Source organism: Deinococcus deserti VCD115 (assembly GCF_000020685.1).
GTDB classification, from domain to species: domain Bacteria; phylum Deinococcota; class Deinococci; order Deinococcales; family Deinococcaceae; genus Deinococcus; species Deinococcus deserti.
This window is the reverse complement of sequence record NC_012526.1, coordinates 1,271,273-1,291,971: the sequence shown is the minus strand read 5'-3', so window position 1 is coordinate 1,291,971 and position 20,699 is coordinate 1,271,273. Positions and strand designations below refer to the sequence as shown.

Genomic DNA, 20,699 nt, shown 5'->3' with positions numbered 1-20,699 from the left:
GCGTGGTTTGGCATAGTGCATCCGTGAGTGAAGAGGCCGCCCGTTCCCGAGAGCACTCCCCGGCCCAGGAGGTCACTATCCGGGGTCGCCGGCCGCGTGACCTGTCTACCCTGCAACGCTGGCTGACCGACCCGCAGGCCGAGTGGCGGCAGTGGGACGCTCCATACTTTCCCGCGGCGACTACCACCGCGTCCCTGAAAGCCTATGTGGAGCATCTGGCCCGGACACCGCCTGATCCACACCAGCGCGTCATTGACCTGGGAGGACGATGTGTGGGCATGGTCAACCGCTCCGAGGAGGAGCCGGCCGGCGGCGGGTGGTGGGACCTGGGCATCCTGCTGTACGACCCGGCCCTGTGGGGACAGGGACTGGGCTCCAGCGCTCTGACACAGTGGGTCCAGGCCACCTTCGATGAAACGGAAGCCCACGTGCTCACCTTCACTACCTGGAGCGGCAACGAGCGAATGATCCGTGCAGCTCTCCGGCTGGGTTTTCAGGAAGCCGGCAGGATACGCGAGGCCCGGGTGGTCGGTGGACAGCGCTTTGACAGTGTGCGCCTGGACCTGCTTCGGCGAGAGTGGACGCCGCGTGAACCATGAGTCCGCGGCAAACCCGGCCGACCGGGAAAAAACCTGTGAATCCAGAGGGCTTCCTGGCCACTCAGGACCTCAAGGACCGGGGCTGGACTCCACCGCTGATCCGGCGCTTTCTGGGCGAGCATGACACTACCCGTGAAAACGGTCTGCGGATGGGACGCCGCCGCCTGCCTCCCGTGAAGCTGTATGCCGAGGCCCGGGTCCTGGAAGTCGAGCGTGACGACACCTTCCTGGCAGCGCAGGCCCGGGCTGCCGATGCCCGTGCACGCGCTGAACAGGCCCGCGAAGTCCGTGAAATGCGACGAGCCGCCCTGCTGGAAGCGGCAGCTGAGTCGTACATTCCCGTGGTGCACCCAGAGCCCCTGCGAAAGGGAGCGGTGCGCAAGGCCCGGGAACCCTATCTGCCGGAAATGGGACGGATCCAGGTCCGGCTGGAACAGGAAATCGGCCGCGTGAGCGCCCGTGAGTCGGCTGTGCTGGCCACGCTGCTGCGCAAACGGCTGGATGAGGCGCTGGCGGCGGCCTATCCGTGGTATCCGGGCTCTGGTGCCCAGCCAACCCCTTCCAGACAGCCTGAAGCCAGGCCCAGTGACTGGCGTGAATGGGACTGGGACTGATACAGACTGACCAGCCCGACAATCAATCCAAACCTGTCCAGGACAGTTCTCGCCGCACCGCGAGGCCCGGCCAATGGTCACCACGCCCAGCTGTATGCTCGTCGCAACAGATCAAACCAGCCTGGTTCAAAGCGAAAAAGCCAGTGACCACAGCGCCCGCCTTCCAGGCACGGAAGGCGGGCGCCACAAAGTTGACTTCGCTTAGTTCAGCAGATCGACAGCGCGCTTGAGAATAGCGTCGCCCTGCAGGTCCACCACGGCTTCACCCTGAGAGGTGCTGCGCACCGGACGCTTGACCGTGCCGGTATAGGTGAACTTGCCGTCCTTGTCTGCCGTGACGGTCACAGGCTTGCCTTCTACCGTCAGGGTGATCTTCTGCCCAGGAGTCGCCCCGGCCCCACTGAAGTTGAGCGGCAGGGTGGAGCGGGTGTCCTTGACCACCACGTCGGGCGTGATGCCCTTCTTATGAATTTCGCGGCCAGCAGGTGTCAACCAGGCGCTGTTGACGATGGCAACCTTGCCGCCGTCGGTGGTGGTCAGCGGGATCTGTGCCACGCCCTTACCGAAGGTCTGCTCGCCGACCACGCTGGCCCGCTTGGTGTCCTGCAGCGCTCCAGCCACAATTTCGCTGGCACTCGCGCTGTTCTTGTTGACCAGAACGACGAGTTTGCCGGTGTAATCACTGGCCTGCGCGCGGGCCGAACCGGAGACCGTGGTCTTGCCGCTCCGGTCACGCAGGCTGACAATCGGACCACTCTGGAGGAACTGATCGGCGACGTCTACGCCGGAGTTCAACAGACCGCCGCCGTTGTCACGCAGGTCGAGCACCAGCTTGGTGACGCCCTTGCTCTTCATGCTGGCGACTGCGGCGCGGAACTGCTCGCTGACCTTCTCGTTGTAGAAGGTATTCAGAGCGATGTAACCCACGTTGCCGGGCAGAATGGTCTGCTCGACGCTGACAATGGTGACCTTGCGGCGCTCCATCGTGACGGTGTATGGCTTGCCGTCACGTGCGAAAGTCACGTTCACGGTCGTGCCTACCTTGCCGCGCACCAGACGCACGATCTCGTCGAGTTTGCTGGTCATGACTTCCTTGTCGCCGATCTTCACGAAGATGTCGCCGATCTGGACTGCCGACTCGGAGGCCGCGCCCCCGCGGAACACGTTGTCGATCTTGCCGCCGGTTCCGTCCGGGTTAGCGGCCACCAGGGTCACGCCAATCCCGCCGAACTCACCGCTGAGGTTCTCGGCGTCGATGGCGCTGTTGGCTGGTTCGGTGTAGTAGGTAAACTCGTCATTCAGACTGCCCAGCGCACCCTGAATCGCGCCGCGCAGCACCTTCTCCTGGTCCACCGGGTACAGGTAGTACTGATTGAGGTTGTTTAAAACCTCCAGGAGGCTCTTTCCTGAGGCCGTGCTGGCGAGGTTGGCAGTGGTGTACCCGCCAAGCTGCGCATATCCGACCGCTGCAGTGCCGGCCAGGGCGGCGGCAACAATGGTGAGTCGTTTAGGGTTCACCTGATCAGAATACCCGCCCTGGGTGAGCCACCATGAGGTTTAACTTCCCATTCGGATGCCTGGGCTATGCTGAACGGCGAGCATGCCATCGCCTCTGATATTCCTGCCTTTCGCGCTGCCTTTGAGGCGCGCATGATCGACCTCAAGCAGGTGTCCCTGGAGTACCCCGTGACCCGCACGCTGGCGCTGGACGACGTGAGCCTGCATGTGGGGAAGGGAGAATTCGTTTATCTCGTCGGCCACTCGGGCGCCGGAAAAAGCAGTTTCATGAATCTGGTCCTCAAACGGGCGCTGCCGACCCGTGGAGAAGTGAAGGTGGCCGGCGAGTCGCTTTCACGCTACCGCGGCCGGCGCACAGCCCTGCTGCGCCGCCGGATCGGGACGGTCTTTCAGGACAATCTGCTGCTCGAACATCTGAACGCCTATGACAATGTGGCCTTCGCCCTGCGCGTCACCGGGGTGCCGCAGCGTGAATGGCCCTCACGGGTCACGTCCGCCCTGCGCACGGTCGGGCTTGAACACAAGAAGTATGCCCTGCCGGTCCAGCTGTCCCAGGGCGAGCAACAGCGCGTCGCTATTGCCCGGGCCATCGTGTCGGATCCGCCCCTGCTGCTGGCCGACGAGCCAACCGGCAACCTGGACCCCGACAACAGCCGTGAGGTGCTCAAGGTGCTGCAGAACGTCAACCGGCGTGGAACCACCGTTATTGTGGCCACCCACGCGCGCGAACTGGTGGAGACCTACCGCCACCGCACCCTGACCCTGCGTAAGGGCAAACTGGTGCGCGACGATCCTTACGGAGGCTACGCCCTGTGATGTACCACTTCCGACAGGCGCTGCTGGCGATGCGCGGCAACCTGACCGCCACCCTGTCCACGCTGGTCACCATGACCCTGACGCTGCTGATGCTGGGGTTCGTGCTGCTGCTGACGCTGAATGTCAACCGCACCCTGCAGCAGCTCGAGTCCCAGGTGGAGGTCGCGGCTTTTCTGAAACCCGACGCCAACGACACCGATCTGCTTTCACGCATGCGCGCCCTGCCACAGGTGCGTGAGGCCCGGCTGGTCACCAGCGAGATGGTGCTGGAAGAGATGACCCGCGACTCTCCTTATACCCGGGACGCTGCGGCGCTGGTGGGCAACCCCTTCCCGGACACGCTGCGCATGCTGGTCAACCGCGTAGAAGACTCGCGCGCAGTGGCTGCGGCCGCCTCGACCCTGCCCGGGGTTCAGGACGTGGAGTATGGAGCCGGCTATGTGGACCCCACCGTCAAGACCCTGACCGCCGTGCGTGGAGCGGGCTACGCGCTGGTCGGCCTGCTGTTGCTGGGCACCCTGTTCAACATTTTGAATGCCGTAAGGGTGGCCATGTACGCCCGGCGTAACGAGATCAGTGTGATGCGGCTGCTGGGCGCGACGCGCGGTTTTATCCGCCTTCCACATGTGATTGAGGGCCTGCTGGTGGGGGTGCTGGCCGCCACCCTTGCCCTTGCGGTGCTGACCCCCGCATACCTGACGCTGGCCCGCCGCGTGCAGGAACTGGCTCCTGTCTTCCCGGTCGTCACCGACAGCGCCACGCTGCTGCCACTGCTCTCAGGTGTGGCTGTGCTGGGCATCATGATCGGCCTGCTAGGCAGCCTGTTTGCCACGCGCCGCTACCTGCAGGAGCTGGAGTGACCCCGACCCGTCGCCCGGCGCTGCTGGGGCGCCGGCCGGTGCTAGGTCTGCTGCTGGGCACCCTGCTGCTTGGGGCTGCAGCCCAGACCACCAGCCAGCGCCTGGAGCAGCTGCAGAGTGAATTGCAACAGCAGCGGGCCCAGAGTGCCGAGCAGGCCCGTGAGCTGCAGAAGCTGCGCAGCCGCATCGCCAACCTCAGCAGCCAGCAGAAGGAAACGCTGGCGCGTCTGGACGCCCTGGCCGGCAGCATCACCAACCTGGAAAACGATGTTGCCACGCTCAATGCCCGCACAGCCCTGGCCGAGCAGGCCCTGAGCGACACCACGGCCCGGCGTCAGGTGACTGAGGTGCGGGTCACGCGGCTGCAGAACGACGTCAGACAGATTCTCAACGCGCTGTACCGCGAACGCAGTGGGCGTTACCTTCAGCTCCTGTCGCAGGCCTCCAGCCTCTCGGACCTGTTGATCCGGCTGCAGTACTCAAATATGGCGGGACAGCACAATACCCGCATCATCGAGACGCTGCGTGGAGAAGTTCGGGAACTGCAGACCCAGCAGGCGCAGCAGGAGAGCAACGCCCGGGCGCTGCGCGAGGTACAGAATCAGCGCCGCACAGCATTGGCGCAGTTGCAGACCCGGCGACAGGAGCAGACTCAGCTGCTGACTACATTGCGCGCTTCGGAACAGGGACAGCGGACCCTGGCGGCCCAGACCCAGGCGGAGCAGGCCCTGACAGCCCGGAGCATCGATCAGCTTGTCGGTCAGGTGGTTGCCGAGCGCAGCCGCCTGGAAGAGGAACGTCGCCGGCGTCTGGAAGAAGAACGCCGCCGGCGCGAAGAAGAGCAGCGCCGTATCCGCGAGGCCCAGGAGCGCGCCCGGCTGGAAGCCATCAGGCTCGAACAGTTGAGAGTGGCTCAGGAACGTGCCCGTCAGGAACAGGCCCGCCGGGAGGCTGAGGAACGTGCCCGGCAGCTGGCCGCGCAACGCGAGGCTGAAGAAGCTGCAAAGCGGCAGGCGCAGGCCACCGCGCAGCGGCAGGCTCAGGCGGCGGCACAGCGGCAGGCTCAGGAAGCTGCGCGGCGGCGGGCCGAGCAGCAAGAGGCCCAGCGCCAGGCTGCGGAGAGATCGGAGCAGCAGCGGGCCGCCCAGGCCGCGGCACAGCGGGCCCGTCAGCAGCAGATCCAGCAGGAGCAGGCTGCCCTGGAGGCGCGCCGCCAGCAGGTCGAGCAGGAACAGACCCGGGTCGAAGCAGCCCTGGCGCCGCTTCCGGTGCAGACGGGTCCCCAGGGGTTCCCGATCAGCTCCGGGCAGGTCAGCAGTCCGTACGGGACCAACGGAGCGCAGTGGACGGTGCTGCAGGGTCCCGAGGACGCCCAGGCAGTGGCGTCACAGGCAGGAGACGTCCTGGCCGCCACCTATTACGCCAGTCTGGGCTGGGTGGTGCTGGTCGAGCACTCCAGCGCGGTCACGGTGTATCTGGGACTGCAGGACCCCCAGGTACGTGCTGGGCAGCGGGTGGCGCAGGGAACGCCGCTGGGACGGGTTGGGGGAAGCCCGGTGTTTGGCCCTGGCCGGATGGCGTTTCAGCTTAACCGGGTCCAGGGCGCAACCCGGCAGCCTGTCGCTCCCGGGTTCTAGCGGCAGGCTTGCTCCTGGGCCGAAAGGTCTGATACTCTTTTGCGGTGCGCTTTCCGGTTGGCTGCTGACGGGCGCATGACCCCGTGATCCTAAGCGGGAGCTTTACCCTCACCACCACCCCAGAGGTTCTTTGACATGGTTAAGATTCGCCTTTCCCGCTTTGGTTCCACCCATAACCCCCACTACCGCATTGTGGTGACCGATGCCCGTCGTCCCCGTGACGGTGGATACATCGAAAACCTGGGTCACTACGACCCACGCAAGACCACCGAGACCTACCTGAAGGTCAACACCGAGCGCGCCGCTTACTGGCTCGCCCAGGGCGCCCAGCCCACCCAGACTGCCCGCCGCCTGCTCAAGGCGCAGGGCGTCAAGGTCGCCTGAGCGTTTTCCCTTCAGTCTGAACGGGGCCCCTTCGGGGGCCCTTTCTCATGCCCCAGCACGTTCAAATAACCCGGGAAGGCGCCAGCGTACTCTAGAATGTGCCCCATGAAGAGTGATCCTGTGGACCTGACCCTGTTTCTGTCGCAGAGCGTGGTGGACCAGCCGTCGCTCGTGCGCGTTTCCAGGCGTGGGCCGACGGTGCTGGTGCGCGTGGCCCCGGGCGAGGAAGGGCGGCTCATTGGCCGTCAGGGCCGCGTGATCCAGGCTATCCGTACGCTGGTCCGCGCGGCGAGCGACCCCCGCGAGCGCGTTAACGTCGACCTGGACGCACCGCGCAAAGCGTGAGCGGGCCCGGAGTCGACCACACCCGCGTGGGGCATTTCCTGGGTCCGCACGGCGTGCAGGGAGGCATCAAGCTGTATGTGCTGGGGAGTCCAGAACAGGTGCTGAAGCTGCCGCGCGTCTATGTTGAAGACAGGGGCTGGCTGCGCGTCCGCCGGGCCGAGCCGCTGGTTCCGGGGGTCGCGCTGCATCTGGCAGGCATCACGTCGCGGGAAGGGGCCGAGACCCTGCGCGGCCTCAATGTGTATGCCGCCGACAGCGACCTGCCAGCCCCCGAGGAGGGCGTCTATTACTACCACGAGCTGCGTGGCCTGCCGGTGCGTGATGAATCAGGCACGCCACTGGGCGAAGTCGTGGACGTGGAGGATTCGGGGCATCAGGATCTGCTGGTGGTCCGGCATGAGGGGGGCGACTCGTTTGTGCCTCTTCAGGCGCCGTACGTGCAGGTGAATCTGGAAGGTCGCCAGCCGGTCTCGCTGACCCTGACAGCCGAAACTCCGGCCGGGCTGTTGGGTGATGACGAGGAAGCAGAGAGTGACGATGACGCCGCGAACCAGGGAAACCCCAAAGACCTTGAGAAATAGGCCCTGATGCTGACGTTTTCGTTTCTTACTCTCTTCCCCGAGCTCCTGGCTCCATTCGCTGCCGAAGCCATTGTTGGCAAGGCGCGGGAGCGGGGGCTGGTGGACGTCAATCTGGTAAATATGCGTGACTTTGCGCAGAACAGACATCTGAAGGTTGACGACACACCTTACGGTGGCGGCGCGGGCATGGTGATCCGTGTGGATGTGGCTGAGCGTGCCCTGCACAGCCTGCCTCCTGCCGACGAGGTCATTCTGTTTACGCCGGCGGGCGAGCGCTTCACCCAGCAGGTGGCCGAAGAACTGGCTGGTCGCCAGCATCTGGCATTCCTGTGCGGCCGCTACGAGGGCTTTGATGCCCGGGTCGAAGGCCTGGTGACCCGCGAACTGAGCATCGGCGACTTTGTGATGATGGGTGGCGAAGCGGCCGCCGCCTGCGTGCTTGAGGCAGTCGCGCGGCTGGTGCCTGGAGTACTGGGCGATCCGGAATCTCATCAGGCCGACAGCTTCAGCAGCGGGCTGCTGGACTATCCGGAATACACCCGCCCTGCCGAGTGGCAGGGTCAGCCGGTTCCAGAGGTCCTGAAGGGCGGCAATCATGCAGCAGTCGCAGCCTGGCGCCGGGCGCAGGCTCTGGAGCGGACCTGGAGACGGCGCCCCGACCTGCTGCCAGATGCCGGCCTCACGCCGCAGGACACGGCGACGCTGCTGGAACTTGGGGTAAGCCAGGAAGAGCTCGACGTCTGGGGAGCGCCACCCGCTCCTGTCAAACGCCATCGCAAACGGCGTCCGGAAACAACCGAGTCAGCATCCTGAAATGTACCCACAGCAAGACGCAAGCATGCCGCCTTCCCGACGGAGACAACAGTGGCGCAGGGCGCTGCGCCTCAGCCGAAGCCTACTGACGGGTCGCGGTGAAGGTGAGCTTGTAGGACGTACAGTCGTTTGACTGAACCATGAACGTGCCCTGCGCGGTAGTCGGCGACACAAATCGTCCACTGACATCCCAGAGTAGATAAGGCTGCTTGGCCTCGGCGGAAAAGAGGCCTCCCTTTACAGGCACGGTTCCTGGCATGGCTCCATAGGTACTGACCAGCCTGGGATTGGTCTTATAGGTGGTGTTGCTCAGCGAATCACTGCACCGCCAGTAACCAGTCATCTGCACGTTGCTGATGATCTTGCCGTCGGCCGCCACCTGAAAGCTGATGGCGTTGCCTTTGAAATCTCCCACCAGTTCCCCGCGGTAATGTCCGGGCCTGGGCGCGCTCCCGGACTGCTGACCTGCCTGCTGGGAAGCACTGGTGGGTGCCGCTGGCCTGGGTTGAGTTGCGGGAACAGCTGGTGCCGCTGGCGCAGCCTGTTGGGCCGCCGCTTTCAGATGACACCAACCCAGTACCACACTCTCGGAGTCCATGAACAGCATGCCGACAAAACGATTTGGCGACTGGGTCAGCAGGAATGAAAGCGAATAGGCCTCCTCCTCCTCTTCCTCGCTGAGGGTCTTGAACACCAGCTTGCGGGCCTGGAACGCCGAGGCCAGATCGTCGCTGATCTGCTCGGCCAGGTCAGGATCGTCCCATACCAGGTACTCGCTGGTCTGGCAGCCACTCCCCTGATCTTTGGCCAGCGTGTTCAGATACTGCCCCAGTTCGCGTGTCGCGCCCGCGTCGGTTACCCGGATGGCCCCAGGAGTCAGGCGAATACCCGTCAGGGTGGACGTGGTGGCCGGGCCCTGCTGGGCTGCGGTTGTACCCAGGAGCAGACAAAAGGTCAACAGCGCTTTTTTCATGGTGTCCTCGCGGAAGAATTGGGGCTGGTGCCGGAACAGAGCTGCCTCCACGTTAGGCGCTGATGACTAACGCCTCACTCACGCCTTCCGGCTGAGTGACGGGTAAAGGCAGCCCCCGGCAGAGCACACAAAAAGGCTCCTGAACCAGCCTACGCTACTGCGGCAGCCCGGAGCATCAAGGTGGTCAGGCACTCTGCCGCCGCTCAGATGCTGGCGTCGCGTGTTACAGCACGTCTTCGGCGCTGCCGCGCTTACGAAGGTTGTTCTGGGTCTTGCGCCAGCGCAGGGCCTTGACGATGACCGGCGCGGCCGGGTTGAGGTTCAGGTCATAAGCCGGATACCAGACCCGCTGCTCGCTGAATTTGAGCTTCATCTTGAAGACGCCGAAGCTGTGTTTGCTCTCGTCAAGCTCGCGTGGGATGCCCCAGAAATCGAACAGTTCGTAACCACGTCGTTTCGCGTCAAGCATGGCGTTCCAGTAGAAGGCGTCGGGAGCCTTGGCGTCCTTGAACGGCTGACCGGCATCATCCACCCGGTCGTCACGGACGCTGCCCCCAAACAGGTAATAGGTCCCCTTGCCCATCGCCAGGAAAAATCCGCCTGCCAGAGCCTTGCCCTGTGACCGCGCCAGCACCAGATACGCCTCACCTCCGTGGGCGTTGCCTTCACGCAGCATGGTCTCGTAGTACTTGCGCGGGAAGGCCCCCAGCTTGGCCCGCTCGTTGGTAGCCGTAAAAATCTCCCAGAAGGCCTCAAAGTCGTCGTCGCGCCCTGCAACGACTCCAAGCTTCTGAGCGGTGCGAACGTTACGCCGGGCCATGCTGTGCAGCCCTGCGAACAGCTCGTCTTCGTTCTGACGCAGGTCCGCCACGATGGTGTGCTCCGGCTGCTCGGTGGCCGCACGCTGAAACGGTCCGTAACTTTCAGGAATGGCGCGGCTGTCGTCGTTGGCAGGCAGAGGCACCGGGGGCTCGATCTTCAATAGGGCGTCCGTCGGCCGGGCAATTTTCTTCACTGCGTCAGCAACGGCCGGCAGAAGGTCCAGACTTTCCAGAGCGGGGCCGCGTGGGGCGTACAGCGTAGAAAAGCCAGGGACCAGCCGTTTGCGGATCAGCTGCACAGCACCGACCGTCTGGCCGTCCCGGGTGATCAGGTACCGTACCGGAGTCTGCCCGAGGGCGCGCCTTGCCTCGCCGTAGCCCCAGCCCTGCAGGGCACTGGTAATGGGCAGGCGGCTCACCGCATCGTCGTAGACACGCGGGTCGGTCGTTTCTTGCAGGGTCAGGCGCACGGGGCGGATTGTATCAGCCCCTGTTCCCGGACCGCCTTCGACATGAAGCGGGACGACGTGGTTGACCCACTGTTCTTTCCCTGCCTTCACCTGCTACACAGTGAGGGCTGAAATGTGCGCGCTAAAGTGGGAGGCGTGAAACAACTCCTGATCACGCTGGCGCTGCTTGGAGGCGGCGCCCTGGCCCAAACGACCACGCCTCCAAGCACCACACCTGCGACGCCTGCTCCTGCGCAGACCGCGCCGGCTCAGACATCCGCGGCGCAGGACAGCGCCGTCGTGGGACGGATCGGCCAGGAGGTCATCACCCTGGCCGAATTCAACCGTGCCTTCCGGCAGGCCGTGGCCCGGGTGCTGAATTCTCAGGGCGTACCGTTCGAAGAAAGCTACATGGCAGAATTCAACGACGCCCGCGGCGAATTTCTCAAGCAGTATCTGCGTGACCGCGCTGTTTACCAGCTGGCCCGCGGCAGCGTCAAGGCCGACGCCGCCGAGATAGACAAGCAGGTGGCCGATGCTCGCGCCGATTTTGAAAGTGACGCCGAATTTGCCGATGCCCTGAGTGGCACCGGGTATGCCAGCGAAGCAGACCTGCGTGCCGATCTCGAGCGGCAGCTGATCGTCGGCACCTACCTCCGGTCCATCCAGAGCCGCTTCAAGTTCGGAGACGCTGTGGTGGCAGGCAACTACAACCTCAACCGCACTTCGTTTATGCGTCAGCGTGAAGCGTGTGCCCGGCATATTCTGGTCAAATCTCAGGCTGAAGCCCAGGCCGTGGTCAAAGAGCTGCAGGCCGGCGGAGACTTTGCCAAAATTGCTACCAGCAAGAGCCAGGATCCTGGAAGTGCTGCGCAGGGCGGCGACCTGGGCTGCTTCGGAGAAGGCGACATGGTTGCCACCTTCGACAAGGCCAGCTTCACCGGCCCGCTGAACACCCCCCAGATCGTCCAGTCCGAGTTCGGATGGCACGTCGTGCTGGTGTCCAAGCGCACCGAAGCCGGAATGGTTCCACTGGCCGAAGCTGCGCCTGTCATTCGTGAACAGCTGACCCGGGAAGCTGCGCAGAAATACCTCAATTCTCAGATTGCCAAGATGAAAACCGAGTCCTTCCCCGATGTGGTGAAGGTTACAGCCGCGCCTGCCCCCAAATAAGTTCACGCGGCGTTGGTCAGGGACTCCCCCAAAAAGGGGAGTCCCTGTTGTTCTGATGCGCACCTGTCTGTGCTTCTGGACCAGTTGCCACACGCTCAGGGCGTAGGGTGAGGCATGACCGACACGGCACAGAAGCGCAAGCTGAACTGGAACAGTCACCACATCACGCAAGGCGACGAGCGTGCCCCAAACCGCGCGATGCTGCGCGCTGTGGGCTTCCAGGATGGTGATTTCGAAAAGCCGATTATTGGCGTGGCGCACGCCCAGAGCAACATCACGCCGTGTAACAACGGCCTGGGAGAGCTAGCAGACCACATCACCGGAGCTATTCATGAAGGGGGCGGCATGCCCCAGATCTACGGCACCATCACGGTGTCCGACGGCATCAGCATGGGTACTGAGGGCATGAAGTGCTCGCTGGTGAGCCGCGAGGTGATTGCCGACTCCATTGAAACCGTCTCACGCGGACAGTCTCATGACGGCGTGATTGTGGTGGGCGGCTGCGACAAGAACATGCCGGGCGCCATGATCGGCATTGCCCGGCTGAACATTCCGGCCATCTTCGTGTACGGCGGCACCATCAAACCTGGACACTACAACGGGCAGGACCTGACTATTGTCAGCGTATTCGAGGCGGTGGGGGCGTTCGGCGCCGGCAAGATCAGCCGGCACGATTTCGAGCAGATCGAAAAACGTGCCTGCCCCGGCAACGGCTCGTGCGGCGGGATGTACACCGCCAACACCATGAGCAGCGCCTTCGAGGCGATGGGCATGAGCCTGCCGCACTCCAGCACCATGAGCGCTGTGGACGCCGAGAAGGCCGTCAGCAGCGCCGACAGTGCACGCGCGCTGCTGAAACTTATCGAGGCGGATATCCGCCCACTGGACATCCTGACCCGCGAGGCTTTCGAGAACGCCATCACCGTGATCATGGCCGTGGGTGGAAGCACCAACGCCGTCCTGCACCTGATGGCCGTGGCGCACGCCTGCAACATTGACCTGACGCTGGCAGACTTTGAGCGCATCCGCGAGCGCACACCGGTCTTCTGTGATCTCAAGCCCAGCGGACGGTACGTGGCTACCGACCTGCACGAGGTAGGCGGCATTCCGCGCGTGATGAAGATGCTGCTGAAAGAGGGCCTGCTGCACGGCGACTGCCTGACTGTGACCGGTAAGACGGTGGCGGAAAACCTGGCAGATGAGCCTGATGCGCCGAATGCAGACCAGGACGTCATCCGTCCCTTCGACCAGCCGATCTACACGCAGGGTCACCTGGCAATCCTGCGCGGAAACCTGGCGCCGAATGGCAGCGTGGCCAAGATCAGCGGCCTGAAGCAGATCAAGATCACCGGGCCCGCGCGGGTATTCGACTCGGAAGAAGCCTGCATGGAAGCCATCATGGGCGACCGCATCAAAGCCGGTGACGTGCTGGTCATCCGCTACGAGGGTCCCAAAGGCGGCCCCGGCATGCGCGAGATGCTCTCTCCGACGAGTGCCATCATCGGCAAGGGTCTGGGCGACAGTGTCGGCCTGATCACGGACGGACGCTTCTCCGGAGGAACCTTCGGCCTGGTGGTCGGCCATGTCGCGCCGGAAGCCTTTGTCGGCGGCCCTATCGCGCTGGTCCACGAGGGCGACACCATCGAACTGAACGCCGAGACCCTCAACCTCACGCTGCACGTGCCGGATGAGGAACTGGCCCGCCGCCGCGCCGAATGGAGCCCGCCCAAGCCCAACTACGAACGCGGAGTCCTGGCCAAGTACGCCAAGCTGGTCAGCGGTGCCGAGGTCGGCGCGTACACCGACTGAGGCTTCGCTTTACCAAAGAGGGAAAGCACGTGTTCAATGCTTTCCCTCTTCCTCTGCCTGATTTTCCTTACTCGAGTTCCTTGAACACCGCGCGGCTGATCACCAGCTGCTGAATCTCACTGGTGCCTTCATAGATCTCGGTGACCTTGGCGTCGCGGTACAGGCGCTCCACCGGATATTCCCGGCTGTAGCCGTTGCCGCCGAACACCTGGATAGCGTCACGGGTGACGTCCACGGCCGTTTCGCTGGCCAGGAGCTTGGCGATGCTGGCTTCCTTTCCGAACGCCAGGCCCTGGTCCTTGAGCCACGCCGCCTTCAGGGCAATCAGCCGCGTACTTTCAATGCGCGCCGCCATGCGCGCAATCTTGAAGGACACGCCCTCGAACTCGCGCAGCTTCTTGCCGAACTGCTCCCGCTCATTGGCATAGCGGGTGGCGTGTTCCATTGCAGCGCGGGCGATCCCCAGAGCCTGCATGGCAATGCCGATGCGTCCAGAGTCCAGGCTGGCCAGCGCGATGATCAGCCCCTGGCCCTCCGCGCCGACCATATTTTCCTGGGAGACGCGCACGCCTTCAAAGTTTACGGTGGTGGTATGTGACGCGTGCAGGCCCAGCTTTTCCTCGGGCTTCCCGAAGCTCAGTCCGGGCGTGCCGTTCTCAACGATGAAGCAGCTCACACCCTTGGCGCCGCTCTCGCCGGTCCGGGCCATCACCAGATAGGTATCGGCCTGTCCCCCGGACGTGATCCAGGACTTGCTGCCATTCAAGACCCAGCTGTCCCCATCACGCTCGGCCCGCAGCCGCAGGCTGGCGGCGTCGCTTCCGGCACTGTTTTCGGTCAGGCAGAAGGCGCCGATATGCTCGCCGCTGGCCAGTGGCTTCAGGTACTTCTCGCGCTGGGTGTCGGTGCCGTAGCGCAGAATCATCTGCTCTGGCAGGCCGTTCTGCACACTGACGATAACGGCCACGCTGGCGTCGGCCGCGGCGATTTCTTCCAAGCACAGGGCATACGTGACCGAGTCCAGGCCAGCACCGTTCCACTCTTCAGGTACCGTGGCCCCCATCAGGCCCAGCTCGGCCAGACCACGCAGCTGTTCACGGGGGTACTCGCCGCTCCGGTCAAATTCAGCGGCCCTGGGAGCCAGTTCGGCCCTGCAATAGTCGCGCACCATCTGAAGAATCATGCGCTGGTCGCCGCTGAGGGCAAAGCTCATGCCGGTATCGGGGCTGGTCATGAGTTCAGCCTACCAAACGACCGTTAGGTCGCAGGAGTCAAGGCGGAGGCAAGTGCTTCCTCGATGCCCCGCCCGCGCCAGCCTGTCTCTATGGCCTGGACCTCTCCCTCCTCCCACTTCAGGTGCGCTCCTATCACCGCGCCGCCTGCAATCGCCAGGGCCGCGCTGGACAGACGGTCCAGCGGCGCAGCCGGACAGAGCCGCGCCGCCGCCTGACGAAGCGCAGGAGCCAGAGGAAGGGGTGGACGGGTGACGCGGACGCGGGCGGGCAGACTCACCCCCGCAGTGTAGAGGCCGAGCACTTCTTCGGGTTATTCAGGGCTCAGTTCACATGAGAAGTAGGTCGAAGGCCAGTTGGTTGCGGACTGTGATATCGCTCTAACGTGTCACGGTCAGTCACGTGGTCGGCGGTCACAGACCGCATGTAGAGCCATACATATCAGCCCGGCGGAGGCACTGGGTTCTGTTCTCGCTCTGCTCCCCAGGAAAACCCATCCTCCGAAACGCTGTTTCACCGCGCCGAACAACCACGCGTTTAGAATGCGCCGGATGACTCTGCCGGCCTCTGCCCTTCTCAAAGTGAAATCTTTATGCGTGCGCTGCTCTGGGTCCTGACTGTTGTTCTGTTCCTGACCGGAATGGCGCTGGCTGTGCTGACCATAGGTACGTTCGCTTCTCTGGTTCCCAACGGTGGCACGTCCCTGTGGCTGCGCTCATTGGGAGGCATCGAGACCCTCCTCAGCGCACGCCTGAATCTGGATTCCCTGCCAGGCTTTACCCGGGCCACCCTTATGGTGATTGTGACCGGACTCATTTTTGCCCTCAGCGCCTACATCAAACCGCGTTCCTGAAAGGCTGTCGGGGCTTCTGAACGACTTCAGGAAGCTTTCATGGTGCGTGCTACGATTGATGCGTTTTGACCGGAGGATTGCGTGGGAAGGTTTTCTGAAGATATCGGCATTGACCTGGGAACGGCAACGTTCCTTATTTACAGCAAGACGCGCGGCCTGGTGCTTCAGGAACCGAGTGTGATTGCCATGGCCCGCGACAGCAAGCAGGTCAAGGCCGTGGGTGAGGAGGCCTACCGCATGATCGGGCGCACACCTGGCGGCATTGTCGCTGTGCGGCCTATCAAGGACGGCGTCATTGCCGACGAGGGCCTCACCGAGAAGATGATCACCATGTTCCTGCAGAAGGTGCAGGGCAATGCCGGACGTCTCTTCGGCTTCAAGCCGCAGCTGATGGTCGGAGTGCCCAGCAACGTCAGTGACGTGGAAAAACGCGCCGTCCTGCGTGCAGCTCTGAACAGTAATGCCAAGCGCGCCTTCCTGATCGAAGAGCCTCTGGCGGCTGCGATCGGTGCCGGACTCAAGATTGCCGAACCCATTGGTTCCATGGTCGTAGACATCGGTGGGGGCAGTACCGACGTTGCTGTCATTTCACTGGGCGGCATCGTGGTCAGCGAGTCCATGCGCGTGGCGGGCAACGAATTCGACGAGAGCATCATCCGTTACGTTCGCCGCAAGCATAACGTGCTGATCGGAGAGCGCACTGCCGAGGAAATCAAGGTCAAGGTCGGCGCAGCCATGCTGCTCGACGACTCCGAGAACCTGACCGCCGAAGTCCGTGGCCGCGACCTGGTCAACGGTCTGCCCAAGACCATCAGCCTGGACAGCACGGATGTTGTCGAAGCACTCTCCGAGCCGGTCACCAAGATTGTCGAAGGCGTTAAGCGCGTACTGGAAATCACTCCGCCGGAACTGGTCAGCGACATCATCGACCGTGGCATCGTGATGACCGGCGGCGGCAGCCTGCTGCGCAATTTCGATGAACTGCTGCGCCAGACCACCGGCATTCCGGTCGCCGTTGCAGAAAACGCGGTAGAAGCCGTCGCGGTCGGCACAGGCATGGCGCTGGAAATGATCCCGGTGCTGGGTGACAGCCTGGTGTCCAGCGACAACTACCTGCGCCGCTGATTCGCGTCCCGCGCGCCACTTCAGGCCGGGCCGCTCCAGGCTCCGGCCTTTTCTTTGCTTCTTCAGGAGGACACTATGGACCCGATCATGATTCAGGACGTGCTCAGAACGCTGCCCCACCGTTTTCCCTTCATGCTGGTCGACCGCGTGCTGAGTGTGGAAAACGGCGAGGTGCATGCCATCAAGAACGTCACCTTCAACGAGCCCTTCTTCCCGGGGCACTTCCCCCAGGAGCCAGTGATGCCCGGCGTCCTGATGATTGAAGCGCTCGCCCAGGCCAGCTTCTTCTGCATGCACGAAAGTCTCGAACCAGGCATGGTCGGCTATCTCGCCGGGATCGAAGGAGCCAGGTTCAAGCGCAAAGTCGTTCCGGGTGACCAGTTGCATCTGCACGCCAAACTGGAATTCGCCCGTCGTGGCCTGGGCAAGACAACCTGCCGCGCCGAGGTCAACGGCGAACTGGCCGTCGAAGCTACCATCCTGTTTGCCCTGTCCAAAGGGTGAGACGACCGCCCGGTCGGGGCGCTAGGGTAAGGGGAATGCTGTTCTCCCCTCTTTTCCTGGCGCCTGTTTTCTTTGTCTGTCCGCGCGAGGCTGCCCAGTGACCCGCCTGACCCGCTACGTAACTGCCGAACTGATTCCGCCGCTGCTGGCCGGCACACTGCTGTTTACGGCTGTGCTGAGCTTCGGTTACTTCTTCATTTCCAGCCAGTGGCTGGCAGGCGTGCCGCTGGGCCTGGTCAGCCGCTGGATTGCGTATCAGGTACCGGACACGCTGGTCAAAGTCTTTCCCATGGCCATTGTTCTGATGACCGTGGTGGCCTTCGGCCGCATGAGCACCGAGCGTGAACTCGTGGCCGTGCAGTCCGGGGGCATCGGGCTGGGACGCGTGGCACGGCCTGTGGCGCTGGTGGCGGGGCTGGTGACGGCGCTGGCCCTGTGGCTAAGTCTGTGGATCGCACCGAAGGCCAATGTGGAAACCCGCGGCCTGTACTGGGACGCGCTGACGGGAGCTGGCCTGTCGCAGCTGGTCGGAAAGACCGTTGACCTGGGCGGAGGCCTGACGCTGGCGCTGGCTTCGTACGACTCTGCTACCCGCGAACTTCGGGGAGTACGTGTCGAAAAATGGAATGCAGACGCTCCCAGGCGCGCAACGCTGATTTTTGCCGACAAGGGGACCTTCGAGAACAACCAGCTGGCCCTGAGCGGTTATCAGGTCTACACCGTGGATTACGAGGCAGCCTCCGAACTGAACAGGGTCCCGGAGAACGATCCCCTCGCTTTTCGTGAAGCCGTGCAGAACGTGTTTCCCAGTGTGGTCATCCCGGAAAAAACCACCGACACGCTGAAAGTGGATACCGGCCTGAGCCGCAAGCAGACCCTGGCCCAGTACGCCGACGCCATTGGTGCCGACAGCGAAGGCTGGCCCGAACTGATCACCGCCCTGACTGCCCCCGGTGTGAAAGCCAGCGAGCGTCAGGCCGCGCGGGTCAATCTGAACCGTAAGCTGGCGCTGCCATTTGCCAACCTCGTGCTGGCGCTCTCCGCGTTGCCTTTCGCACTGCGATTTGGCCGGACCCTGGGGGTCAGTCTGGGCATTGCTCTGCTGATTGCGGTCGCCTACTACCTGCTGTTCTTCGTTGGGTTGACCGTGGCTTCAGCCATGCCGGCTGTTCCGGAGGTGGGTGTGTGGCTGGCCAATATCGTGTTTGCCGTGGCGGGCCTCTGGATGCTGAGGCGGGCGTGACCCGCATGAAAAAGTCCAGTCAGCAAGGCCCATTACGGGCGCTGTTCGTCAGCGCGTCCATCGGATCGGGGCATCACCAGGCGCAGATGGCAGTGCAGCAGGCGCTGGAGGCCCGGGGCGTGCCGCTCGAAACGCGGCAGGGCGACGCGGTCGCCTACCTTGGGCCCACTGAGCGTGTGTGGACCGTTGACCTGTATGCCTTTGAGCTGCGTTACGCCCCGTGGCTGTATGCGTGGTTCTACCACGGAACCGATCACGACCGGCCCTTCAGCCTGATCGTCAGCTTCTGCCGCTGGGTGGGCTTACGCGGCATGCAGCGCGATCTGGAACAGACACTGCCCGAACTGGTGGTCAGCAGTTACTGGTCTTCCGTTCCACTGGCCGACACGGTTCGCCGCAGGACTGGACTGTCATTCGTCCAGGCCCTGGTCGTCACCGACTACCGTGCCCACCGGCACTGGATCAGGCCCGAGGCGGAGCTGACCATGGTGGCCTCGGAAGAAACGGCGCAGCAGATGGTGGAGCGTGGCGCTGACCCGGCGAAGATATTTGTGACTGGCATTCCCATCCATGCACGCTTTCGCCAGCTGATCGGGGCTGACCGGGCTGCACTCCGCGAGAAGCACGGCCTGCGGGCTGACCTGCCCCTGCTCCTGGTGTCCGGCGGTGGAAACGGTGATTACCGGGCTCTGAACGAATTGCTGTCCGAACTAAGTAATCTCGGGCGGAGGGTGCAGGTGCTGCTGCTGGCCGGAGCGCGGGGCCGGGGTGTGAAGCAGTCCGGGAGCGCAACGATCCACCGCTTGGGGCACACCACCGACTTCGCGGAACTGCTGGCGGCATCTGATCTGGTCGTCGGAAAGGCTGGAGGCCTCACGGTGGCTGAAGCAACAGCCCTGGGCGTGCCCATGGTGGTGTTTGGGCCGATTCCTGGCCAGGAAGAGCACAACGCAGACTTCCTGGAACGGCACGGAGCGGGCGTGTGGGTCCGCCAGCGGCGCGATCTGCGTGGGGCAGTACTGCGTGCCCTGGACGAAGACGAACGTGAGCGCATGAGCCAGTGCGCGCGTGCAGTTGGCCGGCCCGACGCCGCCGACCAGGTGGCTGAAGTGCTGCTGCGACATCTAGGGCGCGCATGAAGCGGCGCGCACTGGCTGCACTTGGTGGGGCTCTGCTGGTTTATCTAGGGCTGCCGTATCTGCTGGTACAACAGGCTGGTGCTGGACTGATCCGAGAAGGCCGCCGGGAACGCCGTGAACTGACTCTTACGTTCGATGACGGTCCTGATCCGGTGACGACACCACTTGTCCTGGATGCCCTGCGCGATACCCAGGCCCGGGCCACTTTTTTTGTGATAGCCAACCGCGCCGAAGCGCACCCGGACCTGATCCGCCGCATGCTGGATGAGGGCCACGAGGTTGGAGCCCACGCAGCCCGCCACGTACATGCCTGGCTGCGGACCCCATGGGACGGCTTCCTGGACCCGGCGCGGTCTGCCCGGCGGATCGGCGTAGTGACCGGACAGCCGGTAAGGTTTCACCGGCCCCCGCATGGGGCGTATTCCCTGGCAACTGTGCTCGGTCAGCGCATGGCGGGATTGACAGGGGCCCACTGGAGCGTGGAGGCGCGGGACTGGGACCCAGCCCAGTCGCCCACCGAAGTGAAAGAGCGGGTACTGGCCCAGGTGACACCGGGAGCCGTGGTCGTGCTGCATGATGCTGGACCAGGAGCGCGAACTACGGTTCCAGCGTTGCCTGGACTGCTTACGGAACTGCACTCTCGCGGCTACCGCTGCGTGCCCCTTGGAGAGTTGGACGGCGCCATTCCTCTCGATACTGCCGGCCTCAGACGGCGGCTGTTTATTGGCCTTGACGCCGTGTATGACCGGCTCCATCAGGTCAGGCCCACCGAAGGCCGCGCTGACAATCTGTTCCGGACCGGACGGGTGACCTTTCCACTGCACGGCGTCAAGCTTTCGAACGGCACGCTGATTCCCCAGGGAATCCCCGCCGCAGAGTTCCACGTCAATAATCCGCTGCTGGTCGACCTCGGCTTACGGCGCAGCGTCCGGCTGGCGCGCGAGGACTTCCGTGGAGTGGCCCGCGATCTGCGCACGCGAGCTGACTTGAAAGATACGCAGGTAGTGTTTTGCCTTTCAGCCCTCTCAAGCCTGCTCGCAGCCCTGGGGTTCGAAACTGTGGACTTGCCACCGGCCGATACGCGGCGGCTCCAGCGCTGGGCCAACGTGTTGCGCCGCGGTTACGGCAGTGTTCCGGGTGCTCCTCAGCCCAAGCTGAGCATCCTGAGCCGTGAAGCCTTTCTGGAGCGCTACGGCGACTGAGTTGCCCAG

At 63.7% G+C, this 20,699-nt stretch carries 22 protein-coding genes; 17 read left to right on the top strand and 5 right to left on the bottom strand.

The genetic code is table 11. From position 1 onward, the window contains the following. Positions 1–23 precede the first annotated feature (23 nt). Both DEIDE_RS06135 and DEIDE_RS06130 read left to right on the top strand, forming a co-directional pair. Positions 24–599 (top strand): GNAT family N-acetyltransferase, encoded by a 576-nt coding sequence (locus tag DEIDE_RS06135; protein ID WP_012693087.1) that lies wholly within the window; start codon positions 24–26, stop codon positions 597–599. Then, positions 596–1,213, top strand: a complete 618-nt coding sequence (locus DEIDE_RS06130) for a hypothetical protein (protein ID WP_012693086.1) — start codon at positions 596–598, stop codon at positions 1,211–1,213. Before DEIDE_RS06135 ends, DEIDE_RS06130 begins: the two co-directional genes overlap by 4 nt. Positions 1,214–1,414: 201 nt before the next feature. Here DEIDE_RS06130 and DEIDE_RS06125 read toward each other — a convergent pair whose 3' ends face one another. Continuing rightward, positions 1,415–2,731, bottom strand: a complete 1,317-nt coding sequence (locus DEIDE_RS06125) for a S41 family peptidase (protein ID WP_012693085.1) — start codon at positions 2,729–2,731, stop codon at positions 1,415–1,417. 132 nt (positions 2,732–2,863) lie between these two features. Between DEIDE_RS06125 and ftsE the strand changes: the two genes are divergently transcribed. The 7 genes from ftsE to trmD all read left to right on the top strand — a co-directional run bounded on the left by ftsE (position 2,864) and on the right by trmD (position 8,167). After that, positions 2,864–3,547, top strand: a complete 684-nt coding sequence (gene ftsE, locus DEIDE_RS06120) for a cell division ATP-binding protein FtsE (protein ID WP_041227456.1) — start codon at positions 2,864–2,866, stop codon at positions 3,545–3,547. Next, the gene (locus DEIDE_RS06115) at positions 3,547–4,407 is read left to right on the top strand and encodes a cell division protein FtsX (protein ID WP_012693083.1); all 861 of its coding nucleotides are present in this window, start codon (positions 3,547–3,549) and stop codon (positions 4,405–4,407) included. The genes ftsE and DEIDE_RS06115 overlap by 1 nt, the downstream gene beginning before the upstream one ends. Continuing rightward, positions 4,404–6,044, top strand: a complete 1,641-nt coding sequence (locus DEIDE_RS06110; RefSeq protein WP_012693082.1) for a peptidoglycan DD-metalloendopeptidase family protein — start codon at positions 4,404–4,406, stop codon at positions 6,042–6,044. The genes DEIDE_RS06115 and DEIDE_RS06110 overlap by 4 nt, the downstream gene beginning before the upstream one ends. Before the next feature lie 135 nt (positions 6,045–6,179). Further along, entirely contained in the window at positions 6,180–6,428 is a 249-nt protein-coding gene (gene rpsP / locus DEIDE_RS06105; protein ID WP_012693081.1) for a 30S ribosomal protein S16, read from the top strand. Between the two features lie 105 nt (positions 6,429–6,533). After that, positions 6,534–6,773 carry a KH domain-containing protein gene (locus DEIDE_RS06100; RefSeq protein ID WP_012693080.1) on the top strand — a complete coding sequence of 80 codons (240 nt, stop codon included), beginning with the start codon at positions 6,534–6,536 and terminating at the stop codon, positions 6,771–6,773. After that, complete coding sequence (gene rimM, locus DEIDE_RS06095; protein WP_012693079.1) at positions 6,770–7,354, top strand: ribosome maturation factor RimM; 585 nt, start codon at positions 6,770–6,772, stop codon at positions 7,352–7,354. Before DEIDE_RS06100 ends, rimM begins: the two co-directional genes overlap by 4 nt. 6 nt (positions 7,355–7,360) lie before the next feature. After that, a complete protein-coding gene (gene trmD / locus DEIDE_RS06090; protein WP_012693078.1) occupies positions 7,361–8,167 on the top strand; it encodes a tRNA (guanosine(37)-N1)-methyltransferase TrmD in 807 nt (268 codons plus the stop codon). 82 nt (positions 8,168–8,249) lie between these two features. Here trmD and DEIDE_RS06085 read toward each other — a convergent pair whose 3' ends face one another. After that, positions 8,250–9,140 carry a hypothetical protein gene (locus DEIDE_RS06085; RefSeq protein ID WP_012693077.1) on the bottom strand — a complete coding sequence of 297 codons (891 nt, stop codon included), beginning with the start codon at positions 9,138–9,140 and terminating at the stop codon, positions 8,250–8,252. Between the two features lie 223 nt (positions 9,141–9,363). After that, a complete protein-coding gene (locus tag DEIDE_RS06080; RefSeq protein WP_012693076.1) occupies positions 9,364–10,431 on the bottom strand; it encodes a lipid II:glycine glycyltransferase FemX in 1,068 nt (355 codons plus the stop codon). A 135-nt stretch (positions 10,432–10,566) separates the two neighbouring features. On the opposite strand from DEIDE_RS06080, the gene DEIDE_RS06075 reads away from it, so the two are divergent. Then, entirely contained in the window at positions 10,567–11,583 is a 1,017-nt protein-coding gene (locus DEIDE_RS06075) for a peptidylprolyl isomerase (protein ID WP_012693075.1), read from the top strand. Between the two features lie 114 nt (positions 11,584–11,697). Beyond that, positions 11,698–13,392 carry a dihydroxy-acid dehydratase gene (gene ilvD / locus DEIDE_RS06070; protein ID WP_012693074.1) on the top strand — a complete coding sequence of 565 codons (1,695 nt, stop codon included), beginning with the start codon at positions 11,698–11,700 and terminating at the stop codon, positions 13,390–13,392. 67 nt (positions 13,393–13,459) lie between these two features. On the opposite strand, the gene DEIDE_RS06065 is transcribed toward ilvD, so the two are convergent. Continuing rightward, positions 13,460–14,626, bottom strand: a complete 1,167-nt coding sequence (locus tag DEIDE_RS06065) for an acyl-CoA dehydrogenase (RefSeq protein ID WP_012693073.1) — start codon at positions 14,624–14,626, stop codon at positions 13,460–13,462. 23 nt (positions 14,627–14,649) lie between these two features. Beyond that, positions 14,650–14,904: a hypothetical protein gene (locus tag DEIDE_RS06060; RefSeq protein WP_012694512.1), complete on the bottom strand. Its 255-nt coding sequence runs from the start codon at positions 14,902–14,904 to the stop codon at positions 14,650–14,652. A 312-nt stretch (positions 14,905–15,216) separates the two neighbouring features. Between DEIDE_RS06060 and DEIDE_RS06055 the strand changes: the two genes are divergently transcribed. From DEIDE_RS06055 to DEIDE_RS06030, 6 genes are all read left to right on the top strand, one after another. Continuing rightward, positions 15,217–15,477, top strand: a complete 261-nt coding sequence (locus DEIDE_RS06055; RefSeq protein ID WP_012693072.1) for a hypothetical protein — start codon at positions 15,217–15,219, stop codon at positions 15,475–15,477. 81 nt (positions 15,478–15,558) lie between these two features. Next, positions 15,559–16,602 carry a rod shape-determining protein gene (gene mreB, locus DEIDE_RS06050; RefSeq protein WP_012693071.1) on the top strand — a complete coding sequence of 348 codons (1,044 nt, stop codon included), beginning with the start codon at positions 15,559–15,561 and terminating at the stop codon, positions 16,600–16,602. 75 nt (positions 16,603–16,677) lie between these two features. Then, a complete protein-coding gene (gene fabZ / locus DEIDE_RS06045; protein WP_012693070.1) occupies positions 16,678–17,106 on the top strand; it encodes a 3-hydroxyacyl-ACP dehydratase FabZ in 429 nt (142 codons plus the stop codon). A 97-nt stretch (positions 17,107–17,203) separates the two neighbouring features. Further along, positions 17,204–18,349 (top strand): LptF/LptG family permease, encoded by a 1,146-nt coding sequence (locus tag DEIDE_RS06040; RefSeq protein ID WP_012693069.1) that lies wholly within the window; start codon positions 17,204–17,206, stop codon positions 18,347–18,349. Between the two features lie 5 nt (positions 18,350–18,354). Further along, positions 18,355–19,488, top strand: a complete 1,134-nt coding sequence (locus tag DEIDE_RS06035; protein ID WP_012693068.1) for a UDP-N-acetylglucosamine--LPS N-acetylglucosamine transferase — start codon at positions 18,355–18,357, stop codon at positions 19,486–19,488. After that, on the top strand, positions 19,485–20,690 hold the full coding sequence (locus DEIDE_RS06030; RefSeq protein WP_012693067.1) for a polysaccharide deacetylase family protein: 1,206 nt from the start codon (positions 19,485–19,487) through the stop codon (positions 20,688–20,690). The genes DEIDE_RS06035 and DEIDE_RS06030 overlap by 4 nt, the downstream gene beginning before the upstream one ends. The last annotated feature ends 9 nt before the right edge of the window (positions 20,691–20,699 follow it).